This window comes from Pedobacter psychroterrae (assembly GCF_004331695.1).
Lineage (GTDB): Bacteria > Bacteroidota > Bacteroidia > Sphingobacteriales > Sphingobacteriaceae > Pedobacter > Pedobacter psychroterrae.
Map to the genome: position 1 here is coordinate 530,613 of NZ_SJSL01000002.1, position 17,434 is coordinate 548,046.

The following is a 17,434-nucleotide window of genomic DNA, read 5'->3' on the forward strand; positions in this document are numbered from 1 at the left end:
GTGAATCAATACAGAGTTAAAACATTTATTTTGCCAGGGCTTGTCCCCATTTCATGCGCATGAATTGCCTTTAACAAATATCAGCCACCTAACACTACTTCGATGACGCGCTTTTTCAGAATTCTTTTTTTAATGATTGCAATGATGCCCTGCGTAGCTTATGCTTTTCAACCGGGTTATACGATTTCCGGAATAGTAAAGGACAAAACAGGAGAGACAATCCCGGGGGCAAATGTGCTCCTGAGCGGCTATCAAATTGGTGCAGTGGCCAACAATGAAGGGAGGTATTTGATCGGTAAGCTGAGTCCCGGCAATTACCAGGTGCTTGTGCAGATGATTGGATACCTGCCTGCCAGCATCAATGTGATCATCAACGACAAATCTGTTGTTGCAGATATTGTACTTACCCAAAATATAAGACAGCTGGAGGAGGTGGTGATCCGGGCAGATCCAAACCGTAGTCAGTATCTGCAGATTTTCAGGGAGAGCTTTCTAGGCACGTCACTTAATGCGGAAAAAACCACAATTACCAATCCAGAAGTGATAAAGTTTAATTATGATGCTGGAAAGCGCGTTCTGCAGGCTTCGGCCGATGAATTTATCCTCATGGAAAACAAAGAGCTGGGCTACAGGATCAAATACCTGCTCAAATACTTTGAGAAGGACGATAGTGTAAACCTGATCAGGTATTACGGCTACCCTTCTTTTGAAGACCTAAGCGAGCCAAAATCCCGTCAATACAAAGAAAAGAGAGACGAAGCCTACTATGGCTCTTCCCAGCATTTCCTAAGGGCGCTATTCAACAATACCACCATGAGGGAAGGTTTCACGATCTATAACATGGAAAAAATCCCCAACCCTTACAAACTGCCGGACAGCACGCTGGATCAAAAAATAGATTATTTCACCCGGGCTGCTATTCGGGGAATCATCATTTACCACGGGAAAGACTCACTTAAACACTATAGTCAAATGAAATTGAGTCCAGATACGATTGTACAAGTCAACAGCGAGGAGGTGGATACCGATACACTGGTAAAAAAAGAAGTGAACAACCTGAGGTGGATGAATTTCCAGAACAAGCTGTATGTCATCTATTCCGGAGAAAACGAATCTAAAGCCTATAGAAAGCAATCGTCGTATAAGGTGAGCCGACCACGATATCTAAGAGATGAGCAGGTCTCTATCGTACATCAGCTGAAAAGCCCCATCGCTTTTTATCGGTATGGAACTCCATTTGACCCTGATGCCTTACTTTTTGAGGGCTATTGGGGTTATGAAAAAGTAGCCGATATGGTGCCTGTAGATTATATGCCCTGATATAACCTTAGTTTAGCAATCCATTATGAGAAATGACACCGATTTCATTGCAATACTTTCATACAAATCCATCGATCAAGGTGGAAGAAAATCTCCGGCCCGATCTGGCTACAGACCTACTTTGAAATTTCCGTTCTCTGAGATGCAGACCTCAGGGCAACAAACTTTTAAAGACCGGGTGTTCGTCATGCCGGGAGAAACTATCGAGGCTGCCATCAAGATAATAGCAGTAGATCATTTCGCATCATGTTTATACGAAGGCCTTACTTTCGAATTTAGGGAAGGGGAGCGGGTAATTGGTACAGGAATTATTACACAAATAGTTAATGATAAGCTTAGAAATAATTTGGAGCATTCTCCCGTGGCTGTGCAAACTGCGGTGAACCATGAACCAATTTTTGCTAAAGAGATTAAACAGTTTAAAATCCGGAAAACTGCGGGTATGTCTGTTAACCAACTATATAATGAACTTTCAAACGGCGGGCGTATTGTTATATATGGTTATTGCATTTCAACAATCTTTTTAACATTCAAGTTATTATCGCCTCCTCATCTTATTCGAGGAGCCGAGAAAGCATCCAGATATAGGGCAAAGTACAATTTGCTTTCGTTCTTATTTGGCTGGTGGGGGCTACCGTGGGGGCCAATTTATACACTGGATATGTTAAGAGTGAATAGTGATAAGCAAGGAGGAGGGACGGATGTTACTGACGATGTTCTACTTAAGCTGAGAGAAAAATATGGAGAGGGTGAATCCGAAAATATTATCGAAGAAGATATTTCAATTGACTATTTCAAAGCTTAATTACAGCTTCATTTTAAACCCCTCGAATTCGAGGGGTTTAAAGTTGTTCTTCTTCACTTTTGAGATACTTTTGTTTTTCAGGTTTAGAGCCTGTCTTTTCATTTTCTCTAAGGAAATCGTGAACTTTTTTGAATTGGCTTGTGCTGCCATCTTGTCCATTTCCGATAATGATACCCTGTAATTCATGTTTAATATCTTTCATCAACGATTTATATGTTACGCAACCTCGTCGAAGGTGTAATTATAAAGGTTTCGCAAGCTTAATCCCTTGTTTAGTCAGTGATGTCAAGGTTAATTTACCTTTCAAATACGAACGTACACTGTCCTTATCAGCCACCATTTTGGCCAATGATTTATTTGCAGTTTCTTTATGTAAGATTTTTGCTTTCATTGTAATGCAAAGTTAATAAATGTTCACTACAATATCTTTATTAGCCGGATCGCCCCCCAACTTGAAGTCGCAATTTGCGACTTCAAGTTGGGGGGCGTGAGAGAGCTACCTTATGTACTTCAGTTTATTCATTTACGAATAGATATCCCAAAGCATGGGTTTATGCGACCGGAAGCACGCCTGCAAGAACTAGACTATATAGAATGGGGATTACAAAATATATGGTCGAGATAAAAAATGATTTCATGATATACGGTATGAGAGATAACGAGTGGGAGATGTTTGAAATAGGGATAGTATATGAAGCTTTTTTGGTCAAGCGAATAATGTTATAACCTTCAATCAATATAAAAAAAAATAAAAATATTATATTTGTGTTATGAAAATCAAGGAATTAAAAAGGGAAAATGTCCCAACTGTAATTGTTGATAATACCTTAAATAGGTATAGAAATCATCCTGCTTTTCAGTCAAAAGTTGATAAAGCTAATGAAATGTTACGTACTGTAGGCTTACCTAAACTGAAGAAATAGTAGTTAAAACTGTCAGCTATGCAAAAAATCTACGTGACAATCTACTAGCTCATTTGGTCGGCTAATTGTTATTACCAATCATAAATTTAAATCTATTATTACCCGCTATAGTAATCAAAGGCCCTACATTGTCTTTAAACTTGGTCTTTAGCACCTGCGGGTCCAAATTAGCAAAATCAGCCAAATCCGGAATGAAGGTCAGGTAATCCTGAAGCAGCTTTTCAGTATTCTTGTTGCGGGCATTGGTTAGGATGGTGCTCAAGCCGAGGAGCTGCAGATCGCAATACGGATCAAAGTGCTCTGCCATAGAAGGGAGCTTGTCGCATAAGAACACCGCATTCCACCGCGTAATCATCAATGGCCAATTGCCTGTTGGTATAGATACAATCCACAGGCCCGTTGTGATGGACATGTATTTACGACGCTCATATCCTAATATAATCAGATAAATTGAGTGCGTCAAAGGCACCAGTATCTGTTGAATCAAGAACCTCTAACCCTATTAGGGCATCGTGAAAACGCAGAAACATCAATTTGCTACTTGTTGATAGTTAAGAGTATACACTTCCATTGGAAGCGTGGCCGGATAGCCGTTAAATATGCTTTCGCCACCAAATATAATAAATTGGTCTCCGACGACTTGCGTAGTATGGGCATGACGGATCTGTTTTATCTTTCCTTGTTGCCATGCTTTAGTTTGCAAGTTGTAGGTGAGAAGGTCATCTGACATTTTCAGATAAGGATTGCCCCAGGCATCAATTTCTGCGGTACGGCCGCCCGTAACTATTAAGCTTTTGGATTTAGGTTCAAAGGCCATCTCATAGAAGGCACGTTTTCCGGGATGGATAATTTTTGACCAGAGGCCCGTTTTGGTGTCCAGTACGTCAATATGGTCTAGTGCATCAAAGGAGCGGTTGCCGGAGAAATAAATGGAATCACCCACCGCCATTAATATGATGTGTGCCTCTTGCCGCTCTGCGTTCAGCGTAGTCCACTCGCGCGTTTTGAAATCAAATACTTTAAGCGCGGGATAGTCATGCAGGTCGTTCAGGTATACCTTGGTTCCGACGCCAACCATATCAGTTGCCGTCACTCTTTTGCTTAGGGGGATGTCAATGGTTTCCCAGCGGTCGGTCTGGGAATCGTACAGATAAAAATAGCTCTCATCGTTCAGCAGCAGATACCTGTCTTCCAGAATGGCCGAAAAGACCCGATGCACATACTGATTGTCGCCGAACAACTTGACGCTGGAAGTTCGGGTAGCCATATCGTAGATATCTATTCGGAATTTGTCGACACTATTTGTGGTGCCGCCTGCTACGAATACCTTGCCTTTTAGATAGCTTACGTCAGTGTTGGATCGTTGCAAGCTTAACGGGATGATTTGCCACTGCTGGGTTTTTGGCTGGTAGATATGCAGGTCTGTGCCTGGCCCATAATCGTGGCCACCTGAGACAAAAAAGTGTTGCCCATCATTCGTACTTGACATCGATAGAAATGCGGCCTGAACTGTTTCGGTTCGCTGATGAGCCAGGGTCAAGGTATAAACAGACGGTTTGGGCTCCGGTTGTGGGTTTCGTTTCTTTTTACAGGAAACAATCAACAACGAGAGTACAACGAAAGATAAAACAAATTGGGAGCGACTGAGGAGCATAATTGATCTTTAATGCGCTAAAGTAGAATTAATATTAGAGATATGCCAAAAGTCCACACGTTGCTTTAGTTAGTAAACTAAGATGCTGCATATCTTAGGCGACTACTAAAATTATTTATGCCAGATCAACCAAAGCCAACAACCTACATTGATGCATTTGTGGACTTCGCATGGAAAAGACTATTTGCCAGCGAAGAAAGTAAACCGATTTTGATCGGTCTTTTAAACCACCTTTTCAAGGCAGAAAATACATTACTTCCATTGAATATGGACAAAATGAACATCCTGGCGAAAATGTGGAAGAAGGTGGAGCTGTATTTGATGTGTATTGCACAGATGCCGACGGCAGCAATTTTATCATAGAAATCCAGCGGGGTTACCAAAAGAATTTCAAAGAACGTACCTTGTTTTATGCTTCCAGGGCAATTAGTGAACAAGCTCCAAAAGGAGATAGGAAATATTGGGCATATGATCTTAATGAGGTGTATGTGATTGCCTTTCTGGAAGATTTCAGATTGCCGGATGGCATCAAAAATGAGTATGTTCAGGATATCTGCCTCGCTAACAGGCATACTGGTAAAATATTCTATGACAAACTGGGTTTTATATTTATCGAAATGCTTAATTTTGTGAAGAAGCCCGGGGATTTGGATGTCGAGCTGGACAAATGGTTATATGCCTTAAAACATTTAACAGAATTTAAGAAACGTCCAGCATATTTATCCGGCCCGGAATTTGATCAGTTGCTTACCCTGGCCAAGTATGCCAATCTAACAAAAGAGGAGCGAGCTATGTACAATACAAGTTTAAAACGTAAGTGGGATAATAAGAACGTGTTGGATTATGCAGTTAAAACTGCTGTTACAGAAGCTGATCAGAAAGCGCGCGAAGATGAGCGTGCTAAAGCACAAATTGCAATAGTCAAAGCTGAGAAGGAAAAGACGCATGAAATGGCTTCGGTGTTGAAAAATAAAAATGTCCCCATTGATATTATTAAAGAGGCCACAGGTCTTTCAATCGAAGAAATCAACACCCTTTAAAAGAGTACAAATAATACCTGCCCGTTGTGATGGATCATGGTAGTCTACTATTACTGAGAATATCCATGCCTTACGCCGTAGGCAAGAGATCCCAATCCATAAATGAAAATGATTTCAATAGCGATAATAACGATAGGCAGAACAACGCCCACTATCCAAAGTATCTTTTCTTTCATATCTAATTTTTCATAAACTCAAACCCATTATTACCCGCTATCGTAATCAACGGCCCTACATTGTCTTTAAACCTAGCCTTTAGTACTTGCGGGTTCAAATTACCAAAATCAGCCAGATCGGGAATGAAGGTCAGGTAATCCTGCAATAGCTTTTCAGTATTCTTGTTGTGGGAATGGGTTAGTATGGTGCTCAAGCCGAGGAGCTGCAGATCGCAATACGGATCAAAGTGATGAGCCATAGAAGGGAGCTTGTCGCATTTGCTGCTGTTAAAGCTTTTGTCAGCAGGGATCAGGTTCCAGAGCAGATCATGCGATACAAAGGCATAAGGAACAAAATGCTCTACTGCGTAATCACCAATTGCCAATTGCCTGTTGGTATAGATACAATTCACCGGCCCGTTGTGATGGATCACGCCTTATATTACTGAGAATACCCATGCCTTACGCCGTAGGCAAGAGACCCCAATCCATATATGAATATGATTTCAATGGCGATAATAATGACAGGCAGAACTTTATTGAATCGGTTGGCATAGCTTAATTGTTTTGGTAAAAATAATGCGCTTGCAAAGGCCAGTGGAAATGCGCATGCTCCAATCAATATCCACATAGCCCACGAATCAGCTAGAGATATAATTTGCTTTTCTAAATTGGAGAAATCATTGGAATAGTAACGAATATGGATAAACCAGGTAACACATGAAAGCGCACTAGCCACTATCCAAAGTATCTTTTGTTTCATATTTTGTTTTTTTAAACCCAAGTCCTTCATGCTCGTATTTGTAATTAATCATATGACCACTTATGCCTGCAATTAAGGCAAGTGCTTTTGTTTGGCTTCTTAAGACGAATTCCATCAATGATTACCATGAAAAAGCACCAGAAGGAGAGAAATACCCAAATGGTTCTGAAGTCAAAGATAGCCAGTATAATAAATGGTATCATAAGAACGGCTGTTATCTTTACCTTCAATAATCTGCCTTTCTTGGTGTCTGAGAATGTCTTTAAACTTTGGCAATTAGGGCATTGAATTTTCATGAGCCAATAATTTCTTAGCAAATAAACATAAAATCCGTTAACTAATGTAGACCAGAATTGTTATCATGATGGCCTGAGTTTTTTTAACATATTTTTTAGCGCTCTGCTTGACGGTTTCGAACATGTGTAAATTTCTACTATTCTGATTTTCAATGCCTAATAAATGCATATAATGATTCCAGCTCAATTGCGTCGACAGTGTCGACGTAATTGGGGAAAGTTGTGATCAAAGAGTTAGCTTGATGAAGCAGCAAATAAATAACACCACTTTCTCTAAGTAGGCATAAACTCAAATCCATTATTACCCGCTATAGTAATCAAAGGCCCTACATTGTCTTTAAACCTGGCCTTTAGCACCTGCGGATCCAAATTACCAAAATCAGATAAATCCGGAATGAAGGTCAGGTAATCCTGCAATAGCTTTTCAGTATTCTTGTTGCGGGCATTGGTTAGGATGGTGCTCAAGCCGAGGAGCTGCAGATTGCAATACGGATCAAAGTGATGTGCCATAGAAGGGAGCTTGTCGCATTTGCTGCTGTTAAAGCTTTTGTCAGCAGGGATCAGGTTCCAGAGCAGATCATGCGATACAAAGGCATAAGGAACAAAATGCTCAACCGCGTAATCACCAATGGCCAATTGCCTGTTGGTATAGATACAATTCACCGGCCCGTTGTGATGGATCACGATATCCCAAAAGTCTTTGCGCTGCTTTAGTAAACTATTCCTTAGCGGCGGTTTGATCAGTTTATTTGGAATGTCGGGTACATTAGGATTGTGCTTTTGAAGATATAGACTCAGGTGCCAGTAGCAAAAAGACTTTAAAATACCGCTGTTTTGACTGAGGTAAGGAATCCATTTCGGATTAATGATGATCTCATGCTCATTCACAGCATATAGCGTATCGTTTAAAAATGATTGAGACAGGTTATAGATCTGTTTCCTGTCACCCTTTGCCGCCGGAAACCAGGGGCTAAGGAAGCGATAAGGGACTTCGCCATCAAAGTATCTGAGCAATCTTCTGGTTGTTGTATTGTTGCTTGCTGTAAGGGTATTTACTATTGCTGATTTCTTTGCATCGACGTCCAGCTTTTCCAATACGATCAGTTGCTCTATGGCACGTTGCAATTGATCCTGCTTAAAGCTCACATTGAAGTAGTTAGGGTATGCCAAGCGTTGCAATCATTCTCTAAACAGATTTGACCAGCCTTGTCAGGGACCACTAAAAAGGGAATAATAAAAAGTGCAGAAAAAGGGAGGTGCTTTCACTAATAAATACATATTTTGCATTAATACTGATAGATTATTTATGGAACCTTCAAAAGCATTTTTATATCATTCTTTCCCACGCCGGCGAGAAGGAGATGTTGACCATACTAAAGGTCTTAAAATATTGGAGTCTATATTTAAATCAGGTCTACTCATAACACCGGAGGTTTATAAGCTTCAAGAATCACTCACCGATGATAGCAATGGGCAAGAGATCATCGTCGTACAAAAGCGTGTATGTTTTACAGAAATATCGGAAAGCGAGTTAGCTGATCATGCCAGCCATTTTGGAGATATTACGCTTCAATTCGAACTAGACAGCCTATTGCAAAGCGGGCTGAGCCCCGTGTTTTATTTGCCCCAAAATTCTCAAGAAAAAATTTGGGGACCCTATGGAACTTTATTAACTAGGATAAGTGAAGTTCAAGTAGTACTAAAAAGACTTGAAATTCTTGATAATATGGCTAAAGATCCAACACTCCAGGAAGAAGAACTGATTTTAAAAGGGGATTCTATTGACGAAATTCATACTGGCTTAAGAATAAAAGATATGTCTCCTATATTGTCAGCATTAGAATGTGGGGTTAGGCCATTTAAAGAGCTGCATGGGGCGATTAGGTCATTATCAAGTTTATTTTATCCAATGGAGAATACGCGATACTCGGGCAAATTGGGTTATTATAGACAGCGTGAATGGCGAATAGGTTCAGATCTGATGTCAAACGGAGTGCCATTAGCTAAAGATTTAACCTTGGAAGAAAAGGATGTTCTTGTCGGTTTAGATAAAGTCTTTTACGAAAAGGAACTAAGAACTGGTAACGGATTAAAGAAAATTGTTGACCTTTCAAAGTATCTTCGAAAAATAGGTGATAAGAAAACATCAGAATTAATAACGAAGATTGTAATTCCAGAAACGATAATACCTCCGGTAAAGGAGTTACTTAAAAAATACAATTTAGATATAGAGTTAGCAGTTTATAGTTAACCAGCGAAGACAAGCTGCTAAAAAAACATAATGAATAAAAAGAGTTTGTGCGGATATTTCATGTATAGATGAGCGGCTTCAATAGGAAGTGATACTTGTAGTAGTCCTCATGACCTCTGCTTTTCTGGTTCGATCCGTTTGTATTGTAGTTATGCCATCTTTGCAATCTTGAAGCTCATTGGAGTACTACTAAACTGCTTTGTTTCTAGTAATTCAGCTAAATTTTCAATAATTTCAATTTTAACATCCTTGGAGGTCACATTATTTACCAAGTAAATTTTGAAATTTGCACCGAACTGTCGAGCAGCATTTAACTCATTAATTGTTATTAAAAAATTATTGAATAGCGCAGCGGTCGTTGCTTTCACTTCTAAATAAATGGTCTGTTTAGCAAGATTAACGTACGATATGTCATATCCATATTTTTCATTCTCAAGGGCATGATGGCGTATTGTTTCAACCTCTATTTTACTCAATGTACGTTCTAAGTGAGCAATGACAATTTTCTCACCTTGATTGCCTATTTTAGTCGACTCCTTAGAATATCTAGGAGATAAGTTCCCTGCAGATTGTTTCTTGTCTTTTGGTTTTGCGGTGGTTATTAATGAATTGTTAGTCAAATTTATATTCACCTCTTCTAGCTGTGGGAAAGTGGTGTCAATTATTGATGGCTCATTTAACACGCCTATTCCTACAAGAAGTCCAGAAATTTCAATAATCTTATTGAATCTTTCTTCATTAATAACCCGTACGCCGTCACGCCAATGATTCAATTTAATAACATCTTCATAATGCTCACCTTTAGCGTCCTTAAATTTTATTGGGCTATAAAAAGGTAAATAATCAATTATTTCTGCATAATAATTTTTGTTATTTTCCTCATCTTGATAAACGTCACTGATTACCGCATACCCAAAATAATGTTTGACACCACCTTTGTAGTAAATCACTTTCGTTCCAGGTGTTAAAATACGTTTGTATTTATTTGGAAAGTGATACTTTACCCCAGTTTCATCGTTCCATTTGGATACATCATTTTCAGCTATTATTGCAAACATCGTAAGATTGTTGAGACTAAATTATATCTTGTAATGTTGTGAAAAATATTGGATAATATATCAAAATTTTGCAAAATTCAGATAGTACTGTCTTTTCTTCTTAACAAAATATGATGTGTTGTTGATAAATCGACATAGTTTTATACTTATTAAATAGCTAATTTTAAACCTGTTAAATTAAACATAATAAGGAACGACTTTATGAGTTGTATTGTTGTTTAATTGTATAAGCGTCAATGCCTTATCTTTTGAGATTAAGTACTGACGCTTTTGTGGTTTTATTGATTTTTAAACTATGGCACTTGATTTAAAGTTTTTAGAAGCAGAAATACAAGATCAATATCTTAACGATGAGAATCCTCGTCCATGGATTTTGGGGTTTTCTGGAGGTAAAGATTCAACTATGCTTTTGCAGCTAACATGGCTAGCTATACGTAAAATTGATCCAATTTTTAGACAAAGACACGTGTATGTTGTCTGTAATGATACTTTAGTTGAGAATCCAAGAATTGCCAAGTTCATTCATGTTACTTTAGACCATATTCAAAAAGCTGCTGCGGAAGAAGGCCTACCAATTTCTGTGCAGCAGACCAGTCCTCGTTTAGAAGACACTTTTTGGGTGAACCTATTGGGTAAAGGTTACCCTGCACCTAATAATTCCTTTCGTTGGTGTACTGATCGATTAAAGATTGACCCAACCACCCAGTTTATTAAAAGTAAAATTTCTGAGATTGGAGAAGCTATTATTCTTTTAGGTACCCGTAGTGATGAAAGTGTAACCAGGGCGAAGAGTATTGTTAATCATCAAAGCTATATCAAGAGTGAACGATTAAGGAAGCACGTTTTACCAAATGCCTTCGTGTTTGCACCTATTAAGGATGTAGAAACCGATGAGCTATGGGCTTACCTTTTACAAGTAAACCCACCTTGGGGGGGGACACACCGTGATTTGATCACCTTATATAGAAATGCTTCTGGAGGTGATTGTCCTTTGGTAATTGACACCACAACACCGTCTTGCGGACAAAGCCGCTTTGGTTGCTGGGTTTGTAGTGTCGTAAAACGCGATAAGTCGATGGAGGCCTTAGTAGATAATGGAGAAGAATGGATGGAGCCTCTTATAGAGTTTAGAGATATGTTGGTAGACTATCGTAATGATCGTTCTTGGCGACAAACATGGCGTCGCAACCAGGATGAGGATGATGCGCACGAAGAAAATTGGGGGCCATATACACCAGAGAAAAGAGCGTATATGCTAAAGAGATTGCTTGAAGTACAAAAGGAAGTACAGCAAGAGGATCCTAACCTGATCTTAATCAATTATCAAGAACTTGTCGCTATACAGGTCACTTGGCATAGAGATTCGATTTTCGACTACAATGTAGCCGATATCTATAATTCAGTATATCAAACCCAAATGACTAAAGAAGAGTTTTCCGATGATCAAGTGTTTGAGAAAGATTTGCTAAAACAAGTCTGTGAACGCGAAGAGGACTTTAAACTCATCAATGAATTACTAGAACTACAAAAATCTAAGATCATTTTGGTCAATAAATACGGTATACAAAGCGATCTAGATAATCATTTAACTAATCACGTTAATAAACGCTTAGCATGTTAATAGACCATATTACGCTACATAATTTTAGGGCTTATCAGGGAAAGCAAGAACTTACGCTGTCCACTAACCCCGAAAAACATGTAACTATCATTTCTGGCCAGAACGGTTTTGGTAAAACGTCACTATTAACTTCATTGGTGTGGGTTTTATATGGTAAGTTAATGGTCGATGTCGACGAACGCTATCGTAAAGAAGTCTACGAAAGTGGCGGTTACCATCGCTATGCTTTTAAATTGATGAACCGTAATGCCTTGCAAGTTGCGACTTCAAAAGAAGAAATTTTAATAGCTGAGCGAGCAAAAACGCAAAACAGATTAGAAATAGGTAGGATTGATTCAGAAATTGGCGCTTTGTATAGCTTTAGCGGCAGCATAGTGCTCACTAATATCTTTATTCCACATTTGTCTTGTAACGAAGTAAAGATTACTAGAACCTATAATACACGCAAAGAGAAAGAAGAATTAGAGATATTAGTAGATGGTCGGGTAAATGAATTAACCAGAACCATAGGGCAAGAAATCTTTATTAACGACTTCATTTTGCCCAAAGAAATTGCAAAATTCTTCTTTTTTGATGCAGAGAAGATTACTGCTTTAGCAGAGGTTAAAAACATAGATGAGAAATTATATTTCAGTAAAGCTTACAATGAGGTTTTAGGTATCAAAAAATATACAGACCTTAAGCAGAATCTGGAGAACTTAATGTTGCGCATTAGCAAGAAATCAGCTTCCAAGGGAGATCTCAGAAGAATTGAAGAATTACAGCAGAGACAAAATAAACTGGAAACACTTGCTAACGTACATTTCAGAGATCTCGAACGAAAGGAACAAGATTTACTGATCAAGAAGGCCGACTTAGCTAAATCGCAGGAAGAATTAGTGAGAACCGGTAGTTCTATGTCGGATCAGGAATTGAACGAATATCGAAAAATGCGCATCAATTTACGTGAGGCGATGGCCAAAAACAAAGCGGATTTTTCCGAATTGTTAGAATTAGCTCCTTTTGCTATGCTCATGGGTAAAATGGCTCTGGTAAAAGAGCAAATTGCTTTAGAGGAACGACAGCAACACGTACACTTGATCAATAGCCTACTTAAGGAAAAATATGAGATACTCAAAAATGCGCTAGCTTCGCTAAAAGAAGCAGATCAAAATGAAATAGAAGTGATCTTGCAAGCCCATTTGCAAATGGATGTTAATCAATCCATAGATGTTTTATTAAATTTTACTCCAGACCAAGTGAGTCAGTTTCATAATATATACTCTAACTTGCGAAATGCTTACGCTAAGCAATTTAAGGCTTTAGTAGCTGAGGGCAAGCGCTTACAGAGTAGTTTTAATATTGCGCATAAAAAAATACAGGATGCGGATTTAAAAGCAACAGATCCTGTAATCAGAGCTTTAAAAGCCAATTATGATGAAACAAATGCAGAAGTAGAAAAGCTGAATGAGAAGGTCGGTTATCTTAAAGCCGAGTTGAAAAATACTGAACAGGAATTAGCTACAATACAACGCCAATTGTCTGAACAAACTAAACACATCAAGGTAGAGCGCCAAGATCAAGAAAAGGCCGATACTACCACACGTTTAATTCAACAACTTGAAACTTTCCTTTTTCAATTGAAATTAAAGAAAAAAGCTTCCTTAGAAAAGAACATCAAAAAAGAGTTGAATAGCTTAATGCATAAGCAGGCCTTTGTAGAGAGGGTAGAGGTGAAGATTGAAGGCGATTTAATTGACATAGACCTCTTCGATACCACAGGTAATACCATCAACAAGGAAGGATTATCTAAGGGTGAGCAGCAATTGTATGCTACAGCCTTATTAAAAGCGTTGGTGACCGAGTCTAACATCCAATTCCCTGTATTTATTGATAGTCCGTTGCAAAAACTAGATAAAAGACACGCCACCAACATTATTAAAGAATTCTATCCTTCGGTATCCAGCCAAGTTGTATTGTTCCCATTATTAGAGAAAGAACTTTCGCAAGAAGAATATCAGTTATTGTTGCCGAAGATTGGAAAAGCATACTTAATTAAACAGGAATCTAATTATGCGTCTACTTTTGCCGATCTATGGCCTGCCGATTTATTTAGTCAATTTAATCAAAGTTTAAAGGTTCATGTTCAGTAATATCAAAACTTCAGAGGCCAATAAAGAGATAGTCACACAGTTGACTAATAGACTGAATTTAGGTGCTGAAAATATAATTGCACGTTTAGCTTTCAGTTATTCCTTAGCTAAAGAAAGAAAACTGAATCTTAAGTTTATGGAGGACTCAAAGGGCAAAGAATACAGCATAAAAGTGCTGTTTGGCAACTGTCCAGAAATTTATCTTTCTTTAATTGCTATACACTATCAGATCAATGTCAACCAGCCTGAGATCGCGAAATATGTTAAGATGCATATTGACGACGGCCTGGAACTTATATATCAAGAGCTAAAAAATAAAAGTTCGGTTACGGGGAGTGATTTTTTGATTAATGAGATTGAGCAACAATTACTACCGCTGACACTATAAGCAATTTTAATATATATTTGTGCTATATTTATTAAGGCTGATCATTAAAATCAGCCCTATCATTTTGATATGACTAAACCAATATTTGACACAATTCCTTTAGAACAGCTTCAGTTAGATTCTGCTAATCCACGCTTACCGAAATCTTTGCACGGACAAAGCGAGGCAGAAATATTAGAATATATGCTTCTTGATGCATCGTTGATAGAATTAATGCTGGCTATTGGGAAAAACGACTTTTTTCCAGGTGAACAACTTTTAGTCGTAAAAATCGAAGCCGACTCCTATAAAGTTGTTGAAGGCAATAGGCGCCTTTCTGCACTAAAAATTCTAAATAATCCAGATATTGCTAAAGTTCAAAAAAGCAAAATACAACAAGTTTTAGAAGAAACAGAATACCGCCCCACAGAGATACCTTGTCTAACATTTGAAAAAGAAGAAGATATTCATAATTATTTAGGTTATAGACATATAACAGGAATTAAGGAGTGGAAATTACTAGAGAAAGCAAGGTATCTATACAACTTATGGAAAAGTTTATACAATGACCAACCAATTAATTCAGCCGCAAAAGAACTAGCTAAAAGTATTGGAAGCAGGAAAGATTATGTCAAAAGAGTATTAGTGGGTTACGAAGTTTATAAGGTAATAGAAGATGAAGCTTTCTATCGTATCCCAGGATTAGATGATACTACATTTTATTTTAATTATATAGCTGATAGCTTAAATAAAAATAATATAGCTGAATTTTTAGGAGTAGATATCAGGAACGAAAAGGATGATTATGTTGCAGAAATTAACCAAAATCATTTAAAAGAATGGGTTCATTGGTTATTCGAAAAAAATACTGAAAACAGAACAAGATTAATCGGCGATAGTGAGAGCCTAACTTCATTAAATCGTGTTTTAGGAAATGAAACTGCAAGAATTGCTTTTACAAAAGGATTAAGCCTTGATGCAGCTGATGATTTAACGGGCGAAAATGATAGTCAGTTTATTAATTTAATCAATTCAGCACTTCAATCTTTAGAAAATGCGGATAGAATAGTTACTAAGGTTAGCGCTACATATGCTAATATCGAAATTCAGCTAAAGGAGATTAGAGCTATTGCAGTAAAAATTGGTAGGGCCCTTCAGGATAAGGAGGATGACGATGTCATTTGATGAAAAATTAAATAATTATTTTACCAATTTTTCCTTACAGTTAGGACCTAAACCAACAGAGAATTTAATCTATTTATATGCTGATTATGTTGAATTAGTTACGTTATTTTCTAATAGTAATTTTGTTTCTGCTACTGATATTCTTGATAGGCTTAAAGATGAAGGAGTATTTGTTCTTAAAGAAAAGGATAATAATACAGATGACGAAGATAAAGATAGAGCCGAAGTAAATGATAAATATGAAATATTTATGGATCAAATATTTCGATTAATAAATGAAAGAGCTAATTTATTCGGTTCGGACTACCCTTTTCTTGTACATAATGATAAAATAATATTAGAAGATAAGAAAAGAATTACCGAAAGGCATAGAGTATATATCTTTCTTTTATTATCTTCTTCTTTAAATATATTTAGCCTTTTTCAACCAGAACTTACCACAGAATTTGAGATAGTCTGTTTTGAAGTTTTGAAAAATTTCCTTCCTGACCATGCCATAGTAAAATCATTTGGAAAGAAATCCGATTATCAAGGATCTGCTGTGCAAAAAATACAAGCATTAGCTGATGATTTAAAAATAAAAATTGATGAAGATGGTTTTAATGAGATTTCGAAAAAAGGGAATCAAGAGAAGGGATTAGATTTAATTGGATGGATACCTTTTGATGATATTGTGCCAAACTTCTTGGCAATTTTAGCTCAATGCGCTTGTGGAAAAGATTGGAATAAAAAGCTTCACGAAACGAGCAGGTATAATAACTACATGAGGTTCCATAGGTTAAATCCATTGCATTCTATGTTTATCCCTTATAGCTTAGTAAGCTATTTGAAGCCGATTTTCTTTAGAAATGATGAGATTGACAATCGTTTAATTTTCGAAAGAAAGCGAATTTTGAATTATTTAAATGATTTAACATTTTTTCAAGACATGGAGACAAGAATTTTAATTGATAAATGCATAGAGTTTGAAGAAGCAGTTATATGATAATAATCAAAGCTTTAATAAAACAAACAATTTCTACATGCCTAAAAAGACAATTAACGAAGCCATTGCTGAAGCTTTAAAGAGGGAAAATAAACCCTTAAGAGTAGGTGAGATATATAAGAGGATTTCTGAAGATGATTTATATCGTTTTAACGCAGCTAATCCAGAGCATATAGTTAGGACACAATTGCGGCGGCATAGTGAAAATTTGGATTTCCCAACGGCAAACAAGAAGAAGCATTTTCTTTTCTTAACCGATGGCACTTATTGGAATAAAGAAATACCTATCCCCAATAAGACAGAAGTTGATTTAAAAACGGAAATAATCATAAAAAAAGATTCTGCAAATTTAAAATCTGTTATTGAAGAATTAAAGGATATTCATAAAAAACATACCATTGCATTCAAACAACAAATCTTGAATCAATTGCAGCAAGTTGGACCCGCATCTTTCGAGATTTTTGGGAGAAGATTGTTAGAGGTATATGGTTTTAAAAAGACGGTTGTAACTCCATACGTAAAAGATGGAGGACTTGACGGTCATGGACAACTTAAAGTAGGCATTACTTACCTGAACGTTGCTTTTCAGTGTAAAAGATGGAAAAATAATTCAGTTAGCAGAACAGAGATAGATAAATTCCGAGGAGCAATCCAAGGAGAGTTTGAGCAAGGTATTATTTTTACAACCTCAAAGTTCACTAAAGATGCTCTCGGTGCAACAAGAAAACCAGGTGCCGTTCCTATTATATTGATCGATGGAAATGCGTTAATCGATATTATGATTGAAAAAAGATTTGGAGTAGAAACTGATAATATTCCAATTTACTCAAATGCTTTAGATAATATTTTGAATGAGATTTAAATTCAATTTAATCTGAC

At 37.4% G+C, this 17,434-nt stretch carries 20 protein-coding genes and 1 pseudogene; 13 read left to right on the top strand and 8 right to left on the bottom strand.

Features of this window, described 5'->3' with window-relative positions; all coding sequences use genetic code 11:
* The first annotated feature begins 102 nt into the window (after positions 1-102).
* A complete protein-coding gene (locus EZ437_RS10655) occupies positions 103-1,320 on the top strand; it encodes a carboxypeptidase-like regulatory domain-containing protein (protein ID WP_131595904.1) in 1,218 nt (405 codons plus the stop codon).
* 25 nt (positions 1,321-1,345) lie between these two features.
* A complete protein-coding gene (locus EZ437_RS10660; protein ID WP_131595905.1) occupies positions 1,346-2,125 on the top strand; it encodes an EF-Tu C-terminal domain-related protein in 780 nt (259 codons plus the stop codon).
* Between the two features lie 37 nt (positions 2,126-2,162).
* On the opposite strand, the gene EZ437_RS21565 is transcribed toward EZ437_RS10660, so the two are convergent.
* Positions 2,163-2,327 carry a hypothetical protein gene (locus EZ437_RS21565; protein ID WP_165500381.1) on the bottom strand — a complete coding sequence of 55 codons (165 nt, stop codon included), beginning with the start codon at positions 2,325-2,327 and terminating at the stop codon, positions 2,163-2,165.
* Positions 2,328-2,366: 39 nt separating this feature from the next.
* A complete protein-coding gene (locus EZ437_RS21570) occupies positions 2,367-2,516 on the bottom strand; it encodes a hypothetical protein (RefSeq protein WP_165500382.1) in 150 nt (49 codons plus the stop codon).
* Positions 2,517-2,590: 74 nt separating this feature from the next.
* On the opposite strand from EZ437_RS21570, the gene EZ437_RS22060 reads away from it, so the two are divergent.
* A complete protein-coding gene (locus EZ437_RS22060; protein WP_394343167.1) occupies positions 2,591-2,851 on the top strand; it encodes a DUF6934 family protein in 261 nt (86 codons plus the stop codon).
* A 44-nt stretch (positions 2,852-2,895) separates the two neighbouring features.
* Positions 2,896-3,048 (top strand): hypothetical protein, encoded by a 153-nt coding sequence (locus tag EZ437_RS21575; RefSeq protein ID WP_165500383.1) that lies wholly within the window; start codon positions 2,896-2,898, stop codon positions 3,046-3,048.
* Positions 3,049-3,109: 61 nt separating this feature from the next.
* Here EZ437_RS21575 and EZ437_RS10665 read toward each other — a convergent pair whose 3' ends face one another.
* On the bottom strand, positions 3,110-3,460 hold the full coding sequence (locus EZ437_RS10665; protein ID WP_131595906.1) for a hypothetical protein: 351 nt from the start codon (positions 3,458-3,460) through the stop codon (positions 3,110-3,112).
* Positions 3,461-3,577: 117 nt separating this feature from the next.
* Positions 3,578-4,537, bottom strand: coding sequence for a Kelch repeat-containing protein (locus EZ437_RS10670; RefSeq protein WP_131595907.1), 960 nt, complete (start codon positions 4,535-4,537; stop codon positions 3,578-3,580).
* Positions 4,538-4,819: 282 nt separating this feature from the next.
* Between EZ437_RS10670 and EZ437_RS10675 the strand changes: the two are divergent.
* Positions 4,820-5,742, top strand: a pseudogene (locus EZ437_RS10675) (Rpn family recombination-promoting nuclease/putative transposase).
* A gap of 178 nt (positions 5,743-5,920) precedes the next feature.
* Here EZ437_RS10675 and EZ437_RS10680 read toward each other — a convergent pair.
* A complete protein-coding gene (locus EZ437_RS10680) occupies positions 5,921-6,331 on the bottom strand; it encodes an HNH endonuclease domain-containing protein (protein WP_225869553.1) in 411 nt (136 codons plus the stop codon).
* An 8-nt stretch (positions 6,332-6,339) separates the two neighbouring features.
* Entirely contained in the window at positions 6,340-6,660 is a 321-nt protein-coding gene (locus tag EZ437_RS10685) for a hypothetical protein (protein WP_131595908.1), read from the bottom strand.
* Between the two features lie 62 nt (positions 6,661-6,722).
* On the opposite strand from EZ437_RS10685, the gene EZ437_RS21580 reads away from it, so the two are divergent.
* The gene (locus EZ437_RS21580; protein WP_165500384.1) at positions 6,723-6,893 is read left to right on the top strand and encodes a hypothetical protein; all 171 of its coding nucleotides are present in this window, start codon (positions 6,723-6,725) and stop codon (positions 6,891-6,893) included.
* 336 nt (positions 6,894-7,229) lie between these two features.
* On the opposite strand, the gene EZ437_RS10690 is transcribed toward EZ437_RS21580, so the two are convergent.
* Entirely contained in the window at positions 7,230-8,102 is an 873-nt protein-coding gene (locus EZ437_RS10690; protein ID WP_225869554.1) for an HNH endonuclease domain-containing protein, read from the bottom strand.
* A 160-nt stretch (positions 8,103-8,262) separates the two neighbouring features.
* On the opposite strand from EZ437_RS10690, the gene EZ437_RS10695 reads away from it, so the two are divergent.
* Complete coding sequence (locus EZ437_RS10695) at positions 8,263-9,207, top strand: abortive infection system antitoxin AbiGi family protein (protein WP_131595909.1); 945 nt, start codon at positions 8,263-8,265, stop codon at positions 9,205-9,207.
* Positions 9,208-9,356: 149 nt separating this feature from the next.
* Here the strand turns inward: EZ437_RS10695 and EZ437_RS10700 are convergent, their stop codons facing one another.
* On the bottom strand, positions 9,357-10,265 hold the full coding sequence (locus tag EZ437_RS10700) for a DUF3883 domain-containing protein (RefSeq protein ID WP_131595910.1): 909 nt from the start codon (positions 10,263-10,265) through the stop codon (positions 9,357-9,359).
* Between the two features lie 295 nt (positions 10,266-10,560).
* On the opposite strand from EZ437_RS10700, the gene dndC reads away from it, so the two are divergent.
* The 6 genes from dndC (at position 10,561) to EZ437_RS10730 (ending at position 17,417) form a co-directional block, all read left to right on the top strand.
* Positions 10,561-11,886 (top strand): DNA phosphorothioation system sulfurtransferase DndC, encoded by a 1,326-nt coding sequence (dndC, locus tag EZ437_RS10705; RefSeq protein WP_131595911.1) that lies wholly within the window; start codon positions 10,561-10,563, stop codon positions 11,884-11,886.
* Positions 11,880-14,018, top strand: coding sequence for an AAA family ATPase (locus EZ437_RS10710; protein ID WP_131595912.1), 2,139 nt, complete (start codon positions 11,880-11,882; stop codon positions 14,016-14,018). The genes dndC and EZ437_RS10710 overlap by 7 nt, the downstream gene beginning before the upstream one ends.
* Complete coding sequence (locus EZ437_RS10715; RefSeq protein ID WP_131595913.1) at positions 14,008-14,406, top strand: DndE family protein; 399 nt, start codon at positions 14,008-14,010, stop codon at positions 14,404-14,406. The genes EZ437_RS10710 and EZ437_RS10715 overlap by 11 nt, the downstream gene beginning before the upstream one ends.
* 69 nt (positions 14,407-14,475) lie before the next feature.
* Positions 14,476-15,570 (top strand): hypothetical protein, encoded by a 1,095-nt coding sequence (locus EZ437_RS10720; RefSeq protein ID WP_131595914.1) that lies wholly within the window; start codon positions 14,476-14,478, stop codon positions 15,568-15,570.
* A complete protein-coding gene (locus EZ437_RS10725; protein ID WP_131595915.1) occupies positions 15,560-16,555 on the top strand; it encodes a hypothetical protein in 996 nt (331 codons plus the stop codon). The genes EZ437_RS10720 and EZ437_RS10725 overlap by 11 nt, the downstream gene beginning before the upstream one ends.
* Complete coding sequence (locus EZ437_RS10730; RefSeq protein WP_205942681.1) at positions 16,536-17,417, top strand: restriction endonuclease; 882 nt, start codon at positions 16,536-16,538, stop codon at positions 17,415-17,417. Before EZ437_RS10725 ends, EZ437_RS10730 begins: the two co-directional genes overlap by 20 nt.
* Positions 17,418-17,434: the final 17 nt, after the last annotated feature.